The 14315-nt window shown below is 52.1% G+C and carries 13 protein-coding genes; 6 read left to right on the top strand and 7 right to left on the bottom strand.

From position 1 onward, the window contains the following. The first annotated feature begins 40 nt into the window (after positions 1–40). Both ACGHAD_RS07035 and ACGHAD_RS07030 read left to right on the top strand, forming a co-directional pair. Complete coding sequence (locus ACGHAD_RS07035; protein WP_382416109.1) at positions 41–799, top strand: DUF1461 domain-containing protein; 759 nt, start codon at positions 41–43, stop codon at positions 797–799. Then, a complete protein-coding gene (locus ACGHAD_RS07030; RefSeq protein ID WP_382416111.1) occupies positions 796–1533 on the top strand; it encodes a dienelactone hydrolase family protein in 738 nt (245 codons plus the stop codon). Before ACGHAD_RS07035 ends, ACGHAD_RS07030 begins: the two co-directional genes overlap by 4 nt. Before the next feature lie 435 nt (positions 1534–1968). Here ACGHAD_RS07030 and ACGHAD_RS07025 read toward each other — a convergent pair whose 3' ends face one another. From ACGHAD_RS07025 to ACGHAD_RS07015, 3 genes are all read right to left on the bottom strand, one after another. Further along, complete coding sequence (locus ACGHAD_RS07025) at positions 1969–2637, bottom strand: DUF4145 domain-containing protein (RefSeq protein ID WP_382416112.1); 669 nt, start codon at positions 2635–2637, stop codon at positions 1969–1971. A 471-nt stretch (positions 2638–3108) separates the two neighbouring features. Beyond that, entirely contained in the window at positions 3109–6177 is a 3069-nt protein-coding gene (locus ACGHAD_RS07020; protein WP_382416113.1) for an efflux RND transporter permease subunit, read from the bottom strand. Between the two features lie 9 nt (positions 6178–6186). Beyond that, on the bottom strand, positions 6187–7263 hold the full coding sequence (locus tag ACGHAD_RS07015) for an efflux RND transporter periplasmic adaptor subunit (RefSeq protein WP_382416115.1): 1077 nt from the start codon (positions 7261–7263) through the stop codon (positions 6187–6189). Positions 7264–7555: 292 nt separating this feature from the next. On the opposite strand from ACGHAD_RS07015, the gene ACGHAD_RS07010 reads away from it, so the two are divergent. After that, entirely contained in the window at positions 7556–8173 is a 618-nt protein-coding gene (locus tag ACGHAD_RS07010; RefSeq protein ID WP_339618174.1) for a TetR family transcriptional regulator, read from the top strand. A gap of 3 nt (positions 8174–8176) precedes the next feature. On the opposite strand, the gene ACGHAD_RS07005 is transcribed toward ACGHAD_RS07010, so the two are convergent. The 3 genes from ACGHAD_RS07005 to ACGHAD_RS06995 are packed head-to-tail and all read right to left on the bottom strand — an operon-like array spanning position 8177 to position 10068. After that, positions 8177–8692 carry an NADAR family protein gene (locus tag ACGHAD_RS07005; RefSeq protein ID WP_382416117.1) on the bottom strand — a complete coding sequence of 172 codons (516 nt, stop codon included), beginning with the start codon at positions 8690–8692 and terminating at the stop codon, positions 8177–8179. Between the two features lie 20 nt (positions 8693–8712). After that, complete coding sequence (locus tag ACGHAD_RS07000) at positions 8713–8832, bottom strand: toxin-antitoxin system HicB family antitoxin (RefSeq protein ID WP_382416119.1); 120 nt, start codon at positions 8830–8832, stop codon at positions 8713–8715. A 57-nt stretch (positions 8833–8889) separates the two neighbouring features. After that, positions 8890–10068, bottom strand: coding sequence for a hypothetical protein (locus ACGHAD_RS06995; RefSeq protein WP_390403631.1), 1179 nt, complete (start codon positions 10066–10068; stop codon positions 8890–8892). A 654-nt stretch (positions 10069–10722) separates the two neighbouring features. Here ACGHAD_RS06995 and ACGHAD_RS06990 point away from each other — a divergent pair. Together ACGHAD_RS06990 and ACGHAD_RS06985 are read left to right on the top strand one after the other, a co-directional pair. Next, positions 10723–10995, top strand: coding sequence for a type II toxin-antitoxin system Phd/YefM family antitoxin (locus ACGHAD_RS06990; RefSeq protein WP_339618146.1), 273 nt, complete (start codon positions 10723–10725; stop codon positions 10993–10995). Further along, the gene (locus tag ACGHAD_RS06985; RefSeq protein WP_382416123.1) at positions 10976–11245 is read left to right on the top strand and encodes a Txe/YoeB family addiction module toxin; all 270 of its coding nucleotides are present in this window, start codon (positions 10976–10978) and stop codon (positions 11243–11245) included. Before ACGHAD_RS06990 ends, ACGHAD_RS06985 begins: the two co-directional genes overlap by 20 nt. 538 nt (positions 11246–11783) lie before the next feature. On the opposite strand, the gene ACGHAD_RS06980 is transcribed toward ACGHAD_RS06985, so the two are convergent. Further along, positions 11784–13391, bottom strand: a complete 1608-nt coding sequence (locus ACGHAD_RS06980) for a YdiU family protein (RefSeq protein ID WP_382416125.1) — start codon at positions 13389–13391, stop codon at positions 11784–11786. A gap of 173 nt (positions 13392–13564) precedes the next feature. Between ACGHAD_RS06980 and ACGHAD_RS06975 the strand changes: the two genes are divergently transcribed. After that, on the top strand, positions 13565–14311 hold the full coding sequence (locus ACGHAD_RS06975; protein ID WP_382416127.1) for a peptidase: 747 nt from the start codon (positions 13565–13567) through the stop codon (positions 14309–14311). Positions 14312–14315 lie beyond the last annotated feature (4 nt).

The raw sequence follows: 14315 nt of genomic DNA, 5'->3' as shown, positions 1-14315 counted from the left end.
TGTTATGATTCTGACACGGTTTTTATTAAGGATATAACACGTGCCGCCTCTACTAGAAAAACTATCGCGAATACTCTGGCCGGTATTTTTGCTGGGCCACTGGCTCAGCTGCGGCTTTGTCGCCTGGATGTTGTTGGCACAGGTCAACTTTGCCTACCCTCTGGCCTATGAAGCGCTCGACGTCGAGCAACATATTGCCCACTACGGCCCCGAGAATCGTTACCGCGACAATTTTGCCGACACCTCCAAGCAGCAACACATCGAGCTGTTTAGTCAAATTAACCACGCTATCCATCACGACGCAAACGAGCTTAGCCACATTACCTTTACCCCCCGCACGGGCAACACGCAAACGTTGCTGCGCCGCGATGAAGTCCTGCACTTAACCGATGTGGCACACCTTATTGATAAGGTTTACCTGCTGGGCATTAGCGCCGTTATCGCCATGATAATCAGCGGCGTGCTTTTGCATCGTGATCGCTCGACCTTGCCGCGCCCCAAAAACGTTGTGCTTAGCGTGTGTGGCACCATAGCCGCACTCATTGCCGTCGTATTAATCATCGGCTCCAAAAAAGTCTTTTACTATCTACACACATGGATATTCCCCCCCGAGCACCCGTGGTTTTTTTACTACCAAGACTCCCTCATGACCACACTGATGAAAGCCCCCGACTTATTCGGACTCATCGCCGCGTTACTGCTGGCCTTGTGGTTGCTGCTCTGGGGCGCCACATTATTTATGATTACACGGTTCTGGCCTCGCCCACTCCGTAGCGCTACAAACAAGGAACAAGCATGATTATTCAACAAGAAACCGTCGATATCACCACATCCACTGGCGTGATGCGCACCTACGTGCACCGCCCTCAGGCCGAGGGTAAATTCCCGACCATTATTTTTTACTCCGAGATCTTTCAGCAAACCGCACCCATCGCCCGCTCAGCGGCGATTATGGCCGGTCACGGTTTTGTCGTGTTAGTGCCTGAAGTCTTTCACGAACTTAACCCCATCGGCACCGTGCTCGGCTACGACGATGCCGGCAAAGACAAAGGCAACGCCGACAAATTTGCCAAGCCCCTGCCCGATCACGACAGCGACACCCAAGCCATGATCGACTTTATTGACAATGCCCCCTACACCACCGGCGATGTCGGCACCATGGGCGTCTGCATCGGCGGCCATTTAGCGTTTAGAGCCGCCCTAAACCCAGCAATTAAATCCGCCTGCTGCCTCTACGCGACAGACTTGCACTCGAATACATTACCGACCTCTGACACGGACCAAACCCTGGCCCGTGCGGGAGATGTAAAAGGCGAGCTAATGATGATCTGGGGCCGCCAAGACCCCCACGTCCCCGATCAAGGCCGCGCCGATATTAATCAAGCACTGCGCAGCGCTGGCTGTACTTTCACTTGGCACGAAGTAAACGGTCAACACGCGTTTATGCGCGACGAAGGCGAGCGGTTTGATCCGGAGCTAGCGCTTAGCTGTTATCAGATGGCGGTTGGGCTGTTTCGTAGGACGTTGGGGTAAGGGTTGGTTTGTAGTGTTTTGATGCCGCTAACGCGGGCTTTTCTATAAGCCCGAGTCGCCGGGCGTGGCGAGTTACTTTTCTTTGTTTGGGCAAAGCAAAGTAACCAAAAGAAAACCCACCCCGGCATCTCAGCCCTTCGGGTGCCCTCGCTCCGGTCGATTTTAGAGGGCCGTCTCGACAGGCCCTCCATGGCCTGGCGAGACTTGCGCGAGCGTCCTGCTCACTTACCCCCTAAAATAGACCTACGCTCGGCTGGCTGCAGGGGATCTGAAAACAGTGCTTCGTAGCTAACCGGTAACACGCTTGAGATTAATGGCGCAGCAGTGCAGGAATCAAAAATCAAAGACTTGGCCCGATTGCCTCGTTTATAGGTAATTTGAGCAGTTAACGCCGCCAACACGCGCCGCGTCCAGCGGTCGCTGTGATTGGCTTTGTTATGACCCCCTTTTCGGAACATCGGAAAAACGTTTTCTATTTTGATCACTGACGTATATTGCTTCTATGATATTTTCAACTATGTCGATTGCCGCCTGCACCTGTTGTGCACTCGGTCGGTATGCTCGGTGAATCGTTGCATGCCCAGCTTCCAGTACGGCGTCGAGCGCTTCCCTTTGGGTAGGCGATATGTATCCACCTTCCTGGAATCGGTCCATATTCTTACTGAAAGCATTATGATCCCCGACCTTTTTGATCATTATCGTCTCGACGAGAGCCCTTATCCCCATGATGGCCAGTCTCGATATACCGTTTTGCAACGCAATGTATATCTCGTTGATTAAATCGATTATCTCCTGATTCGCAGATCCAAGATCCGGGTCGAACGGCCATAGAAGAGACGACATCCACTTCGGCTGCTTGCGAAGTGTATCCGGTGGGTACAATTCTACATCAGGGATAATATTCCCATTTTCATCGAATTCTCCGTCGCTGGAATACGATGACTTGAAAAACCGAATATTTTCACAACCTAGACACTCCACTAAGTCGTACCTGATTACGTGGTACGCCCCCTCTCCGGACAGATCCTGGTCTTTACGAAACAGCTCTTGATGCCTTGTCTGCCCCTGGCATCTTTTGCATCTATATTTAACGATATCGCTCAATCGATGCTCCTGTGTCATAACATTTGTATATCGCGCATGCGCGTTATCATTCCGGTAAAAATTGAGGATATAGACCTAAGCCTTTGGTTTTACAGCGGCTACAAGGGTTATATTGCCAAATCAGGAGGGAGGAAAGTGTGCATGCGCGTTATTATTCTGGTCGCGGTCTTTTTATTTAACCTACCTAGCAGGCTAACCCGTTGTATTGTGGTCAATTTCCTTTGAGCATCGGTGACAAAGCGTGCGCTTTAAAGTGGTAAATCGTGACATGGATTGAGGTTAGGAGCAAGGGAGGTGGGAGAGATGTGATGTTTTACGTAAACCAGAGCCTACTGCGACACTCCGCTTTTGGGGCCCCTGCAGCCAGCCGAGCGCTGGCCTATTTTAGTGGGTAGGAAAACAGGGACAAGGTGAATGGCACGGAGCGACAGAGAGTGCAGCCTATAAAAAGCCCGCGCTAGTGCCCCCCCCCTACTCCCTAACCCGATAAAACAACGCAAACAACACCGGTACCACAATCAACGTCAGGATTGTGGCAAACCCCAACCCCGCCATAATGGTTACCGCCATGGGTTTAAAGAACACATCCCCCAACAGCGGAATCATGCCTAAGATCGTCGTTAACGCCGCCATGCTTACCGGCCGCAAACGACTCACCGCGGCAAGGGAGATGGCCTCGGACCAAGGCACTTGCTCTTCATCATTAAGGCGCTTTATCTCTTCGACCAAGACAATACCATTTTTAATTTGCATACCCACCAAACTGAGTACCGCGAGCAAGGCGGTAAAACTAAAGGGCGCACCGGCGATTAACAGCCCCCAAGCGACGCCGACAATCGCCAAAGGCACTGTGAGCCAAATCACTAAGGTTTGCCGGATCGAGTTAAACATAACAATATTCACCACGATCATCACCAACACCCCAAGGGGTACAAAAGCAAAGACGGCTTTGTTGGCTTTCTCTTGCGCTTCGTACTCGCCACCCCACTCCAGCTCGTAGCCCAGGGGCATTTCCATGGCCTCGGCGGGGCCACGCAATTCGGCATGCAATTCAAACGGGTTGCTGTCGGAGGTCGGATCAGCCAACACCGCGAGTGTGCGTTTTTTATCGCGGCGCATAATCAGGGGGTTTTCCCAGTCGAGCTCGACCGAGCGCACAAACTGACCGATATTTACATAGCCCTGACTAACCGGACTGTACACTTGCACCCGATCGAGCTGATCGACTCCGTGCCGCTCGCTGGCCGGTGGGCGAATAATAATGGGGAGTAAATCGGCCCCTTGGCGGAACACGCCAATACTAACGCCCTCGACGTTCATTTTGATGGCTTGATCTAAATTGGTTTGGGTAATTCCCAATCGCTGTGCCGCTGCGGCATCGAACACCGGCCGCAATACTTTAGTGCGCTCGCGCCAGTTTTGCCGAATGTTACTGGCGTGCTCGTTGCTGCTGAACAGCGCGATCATTTGGTCACCCAGTTGGCGCAACACTGCCGGGTCTGGGCCGCTGATGCGCGCCTCAATTTTAGCCGCTGTTGAGGGACCCACCGAAGGCCGTTTAATGCGGGTAAAAGCCTGCGGATACTGGTTTTTTAACAGTCGCTCAATCGCCGCGACCGTGCCGTCTATTTGTGCAAAGTTGTCGGTCTCGATCATTAGCTGGGCGTAGCTTGGGTAGGTTTTTTCGGGTGCGTAGGTAAGCATAAAGCGCTCGGCGCCTCGACCGATGGTCGCGGTTACTTGCTTAACGCCATCGAGTTTTAACACATCGGCTTCGAGCTTTTTAACATCCGCTTCGGTGGAGCGTATGGCGCTGCCTTCCGGCAGCCAGTAATCCACCATAAACATCGGCAGTGAGCTATCGGGAAAGAACGCTCGATTTACCTGAGTAAAAGCCATTACGGCCGACACTAGCAGCGCGACCATCAGTAACATGGTTAGCGCGCGAAAGTGCAAACAAAAATGCAGCAGCTTGCGGTAACCGCGATACATTTTACCTTGGTAAGGGGCGTAGGGGTCTGCGGTTTTTGAGTCCGAGGTTGTAGCAGTATCGGCGCCGCGTTTGCCGAGCAATAAAAAACAGAAAAACGGTGTAAGGGTTACCGCCAGCACCCAACTAAAAAACAGTGAAATCAGCAGCACCCAAAATAAGCTGCCGGTAAACTCACCACTGGCATCGGGCGATAAACCAATAGGCGCAAACGCGGTAATGGCAATAACGGTGGCCCCCAGTAACGGCCAGCGAGTGTGCGAGACAATGCGAATAGCGGCTTGGGTTTTACGCATCCCCTGGCGGACGTTAATCATAATGCCTTCGGTAACCACAATGGCGTTATCCACTAACATACCCAGAGCGATAATGAGCGCACCAAGAGAGATACGGTGTAACTCAATACCAAAAATATTCATCACGATAAACGTGCCGGCAATGGTGAGCAGCAAAGTTGCGCTCATAATAATACCGGGCTTTAAACCCATGGTGAACATTAACACCAGCACCACAATGACAACCGCTTGCGCTAGGCTCCATAAAAAGTTACTGACCGACTCATTGACCTGCCCGGGCTGATCGTAAATAGCGGTAATCTCGGTGCCGACCGGCTGGGCATACTCAAGCGCTTGTAAACGCGCTTTAATCGCAGCACCCACCTCGACCACATTGACACCCGAACCAAACGATACCCCCAGCGTTAACGCCTGCCGACCATTAAACCGATACAAATGTGACGGTGGCTCGCGGTAGCCTTTACTGATCGTAGCCACGTCCGTCAGGTACACCAGCTGGCCGTTGGCGTTACCCAGCAACAGTGACCTAAGCGCCTGCAACCCCTCACCGCCGTGCAACACCGAGCTAATGCGCAAGTATTCACGCCCGACCTCTATGTGGCCGGCATCCGATACCAGATTTTGCCCTTGCAACGCCTGGCTAATGGTATCGACCGAAAAGCCCGAGGCGGCCAATTTAGCGCGGTCGACCTCGATGTAGACTTGCTCGATGCGTCGCCCACCGACAACGACTTTGCCTACGCCATCCACCAACACTAACTCGCGGCGCAGATAATCGGTGTAATCGGCTAACTCATCAAAGCTATAGCCCTCTCCGGTAACGGCAAAAAACATCCCGTACACATCGGCAAAATCATCGTTAATAATCGGGGCCGCGGCGCCGGGTGGCAACGTGCCCGCCATGTCGTTAATTTTGCGTCGCATCTCATCCCAGATTTGCGCCAAGTCATCTTTGCGGTAGATGCTTTTCATCTCTACCTCAACCTGCGACATACCCGCCGTGGTCGTCGAGACGATATGATCAACATAAGGTAATTGCTGAATCGCATTTTCTATGGGGAGCGTCACCTCCTCTTCTACCTCTTGCGACGAGGCGCCCGGGTATTGGGTAACGACAATGGCTTGCTTTATGGTAAATTGCGGATCTTCTAAGCGGCCCAAACCATTAAAAGCAAACACGCCGCCTAGCGCCAATAACGCGACCACCATCCAGGCAACAGTGCGATTGGCGAGGGTATATTCGGTTAATTGCATGGCCGTCTCCTATAGTCCGCGCTCTTTAATTAAGGCGCGGACTTTATCGCCCTCGTGCAAATAGCTAACACCTGCCGCCACCACCGAATCATCCGGCTGCAAACCGTCCAACAAGTAAAGGTAATCGCCCTGTACTTGCCCGACATCCACAGCAACCCGGTGCACTTGCTGGTTACTATCAACACGCCAGACGTAGGCTTGGCCCGCCACCTCAAATACCGCTTCGATAGGCACCAGTACGCCGGTAATGTTTTCGCCGGCAAGAAGCTGGGTAAGATCCAAACTGACCGTCACTGCCATACCCGGCAATGCCGGAAAATCTTGATTGCGCGCCATAGTGTGCACCACGGTATACGAGCGCGTCACCGGGTCAGGTTTGGTTTCGTACTCCTTAAAGCACGCACGGTAACTGTGGTCTGGGTAGGCGTTAAAGCTGACCTGAGCGCAAATATCTTTAGGGTCGACGGTGGGCTTAATACGCCCAAGCAAACTCTCGGGCACGCTGTAGCGCACATCTAGGGTATCCACGCTTTGCAACTCCAAAATCACCTGGTTGGCCGCCACTGTTTGGTGGTTCTCTACCCCAACATGCGCAATCACACCGTTAAACGGCGCCTTTAAGGTGGTGTATTTAAGGTTATCGCGGGCGTCGGCCAGCGCCGCCTTGGTGGCGCGCACGTTGGCCTCGGCCTCTTCCACCGCCGAGTCGCTGGTGTAGTTTTTTGCCAGCAGCGAGCTAATTTTATCATACTGCGATTTCGCCAGATCGTACTTTGCCTGCCGGTCGGCCAAATTATTGGCGTACACCGCCTTATCCAACTGCGCCAACACATCACCGGCCTCGAACTTCATACCCGGCTTTGCCGGTAACGACTCTAGCTGTCCGCCTACCCGAAACGCCAACTCCGAATGCTGCGTTGCCTCGGTCACACCGGGAAAGCTGCGCATGGCATTAAGATGCGCAGACTGCGCCTGAACAATTTTGGCCGGTTGCACCTGCTCGGCTGGCGCATCGGTAGCAGGTGCTTTTTCGCAGGCACTGAGGGCAAACACAGCGCTCAGTAGCAACACAGACATCGCTTTCATTTCGGGTTCCCAAAAAAGTGGTGAGGTGTAACGGGCTATATGACTCGCGAGCGCTTGCAAGCTCTTAAGATACGGAGGGCTCCGCGCTAGAGATCATTTCACCCAAAAAGCAGCTTCTCGCTATTTACATACATTCATGTATGTTTGTATTATACAAAAAGTTAATGACAACACAATCTTTAAAGATAGCTCAGCGCACAAATTTAACCATAGCCGTAAACTCGGTAAATTCGCCTACCGCGAGCACATATAGTAACGGCGCCCTCACCCATCCACTGCAGGCAAAGTAATTGTGGCCAGAAAAACCAAAGCCGACGCCCAAAAAACCCTAAATCAGCTGCTAGACGCCGCCGCTTGGCTGTTTCAAACCCAAGGCGTTAACGAGACCACCCTCAACCACATCGCCAGCCGCGCAGGCGTTACCCGGGGCGCACTCTACTGGCACTTTGCCAACAAAGACGCGGTAATTATGGCCCTGTGGCAGCGAGACGCCGCCGCCCCCCACGCCAGTATTGTGAAAACACTGAATAACACCCGTGGCAATGGGCGCGAATTTAAACAGCTGATTAAATCTCAATTGGGGGCCACCCTCAACGACGCCGCACTCATGCAGGCGTTGCGGATGATTTTACTGGGGGTAGAACGACTGGAAAACGACAGCGAACTGCAAAGCTTTTTAGCATCCCGCCACCAACAAATGCGCGATAGCTTTAAAACGGCATTTAAGCAACTGCACGCCGCAGGCAAAGTGCCCACCGACACCAACCCCGAAGCACTCGCCACCAGCTTTTGGGCGTATTTAAAAGGCCTATTACAGCTGCACCTAGAACCCTACAACCAAGACGTAGACTTACTGCGCGACGGTGACGTGCTATTGGATATTTGGCTGAATAGTATTATCAGTGACTAAAACTTACTCGGCGGCTCGCTGACGCAAGCGCTCACGGATATTCATCAAAACCTGACCATAATGATTGTCACCGCGCCGGTCGCGGCCAATACCCCAGTAATAATCAAACTGGCTATCCTCCAACAACACCTGATCGCCAGTACCCAACAGCGCCTGCGCCATCTCGGGATAAGTTAAACACTGAGTGTAAAGCGCGCGGCTCATCAATACAGGCTGCTCGGCTTTCCAGTTAGGGCGCTTTTTCTTAAACCAACCACCTGCCAGCTTACGCGCCCGTTCCAATGTTGGCGCCTGCCTAACCGCCTCGCGGTCAGCCTCGCGCTCAAAACGCATAGCCTGTAAATAATGCTCAGCAGTAGGCCAAGTCACACCCTCAAGCTCAAACGAACGCAGAGCGACTCGCCCCAACGGCTCGTCGGGGTCTTTCATATTGATGCAATGAGCATCTTCGGCACTTTGAGTAAAAAACACGGTTTCTCCGTTTGGTTGTTTAACGCTAAACGAAACAGCACGACTCACGCCCCGCCTCCCGCGACTAATTAGGGCCTGTGTTCGATTGAACCTGTAAGAGCTTCAACTACCCACTGGTTTATACTTTTACCCTCTGATGCAGCAGCGACAACAAGACTAAATACGCCATAAGTTTCATCTGACCCCACTTAATCTTCACTTAATCTCCTGCGCTCTAGCACTCATAGCTAACCGGCGTGATGTCGCTATTTTTTTTGCTCTATATACTCACTCCGCATAAACTCCAAAATCTCAGGCTGCTGAAAAACCTGAAAAGAGGTTCTTGTATACGCAACTCCCGTCAGTCTTATTCCGTCACCGTCATATAGCGCAAATATTGGATGAATATATGAACCGTCACTTGTTTTAACAAATATTACATACAAAGGACCTGCGGAAACATAAGAAACCAACTGCGCCCCCTCAAAGCTCTCTTTGAACCGTTGAATATCCTCCTGCGCCCCGTCGAACAAGAAGCCCAACCTCTCAAAGGAGGCGCGGGTAACGTGTTTTGCAAGCTTCTCTGGGTCTCGACTTTCAATACTGGAGAGAAAACCTTCAAATAATGCATTTAGCTCAACTGCCACCGGCCGAATATTTTTTTGCTTTAACGGAAAGCTATTAAACTTAAGCCGGATACCTTCCGCTTTATATTCAACACTCGAATTATACTGAAATAGGCTTTTCCAGTATTCATAATAGGTTAGAGAATGTTCTTTGTAAGAGCCAGACGATACAATCCCTGAGTGCCCCCCTTGTGAGACAGAGCTGACCCAGTCGACCAGAAAGTAGTCAAGTATTGTTTTATTTCCGCGAGGCTCGTACGAAACTGAACCATCCAATTCACCAAACCTGTAAAATACCAACCTAGTTTCCTCTCCAACTTCGAACGAAAGTAAAACATAAGTAAATGGTTCCCGCTGGAAAACATACTCAACACGGATGTCACGCATGACAGACCAATGATCGATCATCATATTAAAATCACGTAAAATTCTTTTTGAATCCTTATTATCAATATATGTGGACAACCTCTGCACATCTCGAGCTTCGATCGCCCTAAAAAACTCTCTAATCCCGAGCGCGACGTCATTATCCTCAAGAAAAGCATTCATTGGCTCATCATACGCCCTCCCTTCCATCTGTACGATCAAGTCAACAGACACCGCTTGGCGCTGCTCGCCTACAAAAGGGAAGAGAATATAGATATTTTTTTTGTAAACAAAAGAATAATTAAACAAAAAAAGACAAACAAAAAAAATTGAAAAACCACCAATCAAATAATACCGCGTCTTCACTATTCGCATCTTCCCAAAAAGGGACTTTCTGAAGCTGTCATAGTTTAACGGACAGAATACTTTTGATTGAAAAGGAAGTAACGGCATTTTCTGACAGTTCCTTGTCCGAGGTGTACGTTTGGGGCTTATGTTAACCGCAGAATAATACGCCATAGCGGTAAGCACAACTGCCAGCCCAAACCAGCTACGAAGTGCCGCTTTACGATTCCCTGCAGCCAGCCGAGCGTAGGCCGATTTTAGGGGGTAAGCACGCATGGAGCGTGCGCAAGCATCGCCACGCCATGGACGGCGTGTCGATGCGGCCCGCTAAAATCGGCCGGAGCGAGGGAACCCGCAGGGCTAAGATGCCGGGGTGGCTTTGACGTGTAAGGATGCGCAGGAGCAGCATTGGTTACTTCTTGCCACATCGCAAGAAGTAACTCGCCCGCCCGGCGACTGAGGGCAACCAAACTGAAGACTAAACTAGAGCAAGTCGTTTAACCTCGCCAACAAAGCGAAGTAACCTTACCCCACCAGCTTAACCAAAGGCACGGGATGACGAATCAAAGCAACTCGCCACGCCTGACGACACGGGCATATAAACTCAAATCCGCGCTAACGGCACCCTACCCCCACAAAGCCACCCAGCAACGCGAACAACCCAGCCCTGCACAGCGCCGTAACAAATGACTGCGGAATAATTGCCTTACTAGGGCTTACCCACTACAATAGTACGGCACTTCCGTACACTTGGTGATAAAGATGGATACTGTAAGCGTAAACCAGTTTAGAGATAAGCTAAAAACCTTTGTAGAACAAGTGGTTACAAACCATACCCCGCTGAAGGTAACCCGCAGAGCTGGCGAAGCATTTGTGATAATGAGCGCCGATGACTGGGAGCGTGAACAGGAAACCCTCTATGTTTTACAGAACAGCAGCCTAATGAAACAAATCGCTGATTCATTGGCCACTCACAACAGTAAAACCGGCTATACCCCTACCAGCGAGGAATTAAATGAGATCACTGGTATTTGAGGGTAAAAGCTGGGAGACCTACGAAGCACTTCGTCAAAAAGACAAAAAGCTGCACAAAGCCCTATGCCAGCATTTAAAAGAAATGCTTCGAAACGACCCAAGTCGCGGCATAGGAAAACCCGAGCAACTTCGACACAACCTCACAGGGTTTTGGTCAAGACGGATTTCTCAGAAAGATCGTCTCATTTATAAATTTGATGAAAATTCTATTTATATTTTTGCGATTGGCGGACATTACGATGATCATTAATTTTGCGCTGCCCTGACCGCTAATTCACTTGGCAAGCCCCGCCCCACGACAATCTATTTCAGAAGAAATTAGCTTAACAAATCGCTCATACTACTGATAAAAGAGAAGACGTGAAGTTTCTAGCCACTCTTTATACGGGAGAAGTGGGCATGGAGCTTATGTTTAACGCAGAACATTACGCCATAGCGGTAAGTGCAACCCCCAACCCAAGCCAGCTACGAAGTGCCGCTTGGCGGTCCCCTGCGACCAGCCGAGCGCAGGCCTATTTTAGGGGGTAAGTGAGCAGGACGCTCACGCAAGCCTCGTCAGGCCATGGACGGCCTGTCGAGACGGCCCTCTAAAATTGGCCGGAGCGAGGGCACCCGCAGGGCTGAGATGCCGGGGTGCGCTTTTTCGTCCCTTTTTCGTCGCATTACAAAAAGGGACTCGCCCGCCCGGCGACTGAGGGCAAGCAAACTGAAGGCCGCACAGAAGTAAGTCGTTTAACCTCACCACCTAAACGAAATAACTTTGCCTCTGCTGCCATCAGCACACGACCTCAAGAACTACAAGACAAAGTCGAACACCCTGGCTTCGCCCTAGCCCACTCCGGCCTTTTTTGCGCAAACCGCTCAAACTCCGGCTGCTCATCATAAGGATGACGCAACACCTCCAGTAACTCATCCACCGCGCCAAGCTCGCCCTGCTCAACCCGCTCCGTCACTTGCTGCGATAAATAGTTACGCAATACATACTTAGGGTTTACCGCATTCATGCGGCGCTGGCGGTCGGCATTGCTCTCGCCACTGTCCTGTAAGCTCTGCTGGCTACGTTTACGGTAAGCACTCAACCACTCGCAAGTAGCGGTAATCACTTTGTGCGAAGGCGCTTGGTAATAGGCAGCCATTAACGGCGCCAACTGTTCGGCCTCGCTCAACTGGTCGGCCTGCAGGCTTATGTCCACCTGCGCCAACTGGCGAAAAAAGATCGTCATGTCGGTTTCGGTTTGGGTTAGCAGCTCTAATAGCGACTCGATTAGCTCGCCGTCGCTGTTCTTGTAAGCTGCAAAGCCCAACTTAGCTGCCATATCCGCGGCGCGGCATTGAGCGAAGGTCTCGCCATACACCTTAAGCGCCTCTTCTAAAGGCTTAGCCTCGCCCACTAACGGGTAAATGGCATTGGCCAAACGCACTAAATTCCACAGGCCGATATTAGGCTGCGCACCATAGCCGTAGCGTTTGTGCTGCGCATCGGTGGTGTTGGGCGTCCACTCGGGGTCGTAACCCTCAAGCCAGCCGTAGGGGCCGTAGTCGATGGTGTCGCCAATAATGGATAGGTTATCGGTGTTCATCACGCCGTGCACAAAGCCCACCCGCATCCAATGGGCAATGGTGCGGGCGGTGCGGGCGGCCACCTCGGCAAACCATTCGACGTAAACCTCCGGGCTGGACTCGCGGCCGGCCAGCAGCTCGGGAAAGTCGGCTTTAAGGGTAAAGTCGGCTAACTGCTTTAGCAGCTCGTGCTCGCCACGGCTGGCAAAAATCTCAAACGAGCCAAAGCGCACAAACGAGCGAGCCACGCGGCACACCACGGCGCCCGGTTCGTACTCGGGGTGGCCGTCGTAAAACATATCCCGCAGCACCTGATCGCCCGTTAGGCTTAAACTTAGCGCCCGCGTGGTGGGCACACCCAAATGATGCATGGCCTCGCTGCATAAATACTCGCGTACTGATGAGCGCAATACCGCCAAACCATCGGCGTGGCGCGAGTAAGGTGTGGGGCCAGAGCCTTTTAGCTGCAACGTCCAGTGCTGAGCTTTATGGGCCACCTCGCCTAGGTTAATCGCCCGCCCATCGCCCAACTGCCCGGCCCAATTGCCAAACTGATGACCGCCATAGCACATAGCGTAGCTTTGCATACCCGACAGCAGCTGGTTGCCGCTAAACACGCGGGTAAAGGTTTCGCCGCTGGCGGCAGCCGGATCTAGGCCAATAAGCTCGGCCACCTCGGGGGAGGACGAGAGTAACTGCGCGCTGGTGGTGATTTTGGGAGTAACGTACGAGTAGCAGGCTCCATAAACCTGACGTGGTGTGTTATCACCGGACCCATCGCCCGGCAGCTCGCGCACAAATCGGTTATCAAACGTGAGCTCTGTTAACGCCAACATACGGGTACACCCTTAAAAAGGGCCATTGTATCATCCAGCCTGGAGGTCACGAAAAACCGAATACGGAAAGATGCGCCAACCTCAAGACAAGATTGCGGCATAAACGGCCTTGACGCTATGCTGAACTCAACTTAATCTAGGCGGCCTTAATACTCCTCACGGTTACCTGTTTTATGACCTATTGCGTTGCCATTACCACCGATGCCGGCCTTGTTTTTTGCTCCGACTCGCGCACCAATGCTGGCGTTGATCAGGTTAGCACCTACGGCAAAATGTACCATTTTCAGGTGCCCGGTGAGCGTCAGTTTGTGATTTTATCCGCTGGCAACCTCGCCACCACCCAGGCGGTGATCTCCCAGGTAAAGCGCGATTTGCGGGATAATGCCCCCAACAGCCTGAAAACCATGCCCGATCTTAGCGAGGCGGCGAGTTATTTAGGTGAGATAAGCCGGCAAGAGCAAGACCGCCACGCCAGCCCTGATGGCCCCAATGCCGGGGCCAGCTTTGAGGCGTCGTTTATTATTGGCGGACAAATACGCGACGACAAGCCCCGCCTGGCGATGGTGTACCCTCAAGGCAACCATATCACCACCTCTAAAGACACGCCTTACCTACAAATTGGCGAGAGTAAGTACGGCAAACCCATTCTGGACCGGATTCTCACGGCCGCCACCTCGCTGGAAATCGCCGGGCGCTGCGCGCTGGTGTCGATGGATTCGACCATGCGCAGTAACTTAACCGTGGGGCCACCGATAGATTTGGGCATTTACCCCGTCGACAGCTTTGCCTTAGAGCGCATGCGCTTTGAAGAAGACGATGAGTACCTGCGCTCGCTGACTCGCAGCTGGAACCAAAACCTTATTGAGGCGTTTGATCGCCTGCCACCACTGGCAGCAGAAACAGAGCTTGACCTGGAGTAGCTCT

It is taken from the genome of Gilvimarinus japonicus (genome assembly GCF_042847215.1).
Lineage (GTDB): Bacteria > Pseudomonadota > Gammaproteobacteria > Pseudomonadales > Cellvibrionaceae > Gilvimarinus > Gilvimarinus japonicus.
Note: the sequence above shows the minus strand (reverse complement) of the source record. Positions and strands in the feature narration are given on the sequence as shown.

Bases quoted from the DNA above. Each gene is read 5' to 3' on its own strand.
- ACGHAD_RS07030 (WP_382416111.1), top strand. From the start codon at position 796: ATGATTATTCAACAAGAAACCGTCGATATCACCACATCCACTGGCGTG.
- ACGHAD_RS07020 (WP_382416113.1), bottom strand. From the start codon at position 6,177: ATGCAATTAACCGAATATACCCTCGCCAATCGCACTGTTGCCTGGATG.
- ACGHAD_RS07015 (WP_382416115.1), bottom strand. From the start codon at position 7,263: ATGAAAGCGATGTCTGTGTTGCTACTGAGCGCTGTGTTTGCCCTCAGT.
- ACGHAD_RS06995 (WP_390403631.1), bottom strand. From the start codon at position 10,068: ATGCCGTTACTTCCTTTTCAATCAAAAGTATTCTGTCCGTTAAACTAT.
- ACGHAD_RS06990 (WP_339618146.1), top strand. From the start codon at position 10,723: ATGGATACTGTAAGCGTAAACCAGTTTAGAGATAAGCTAAAAACCTTT.
- ACGHAD_RS06985 (WP_382416123.1), top strand. From the start codon at position 10,976: ATGAGATCACTGGTATTTGAGGGTAAAAGCTGGGAGACCTACGAAGCA.
- ACGHAD_RS06980 (WP_382416125.1), bottom strand. From the start codon at position 13,391: ATGTTGGCGTTAACAGAGCTCACGTTTGATAACCGATTTGTGCGCGAG.
- ACGHAD_RS06975 (WP_382416127.1), top strand. From the start codon at position 13,565: ATGACCTATTGCGTTGCCATTACCACCGATGCCGGCCTTGTTTTTTGC.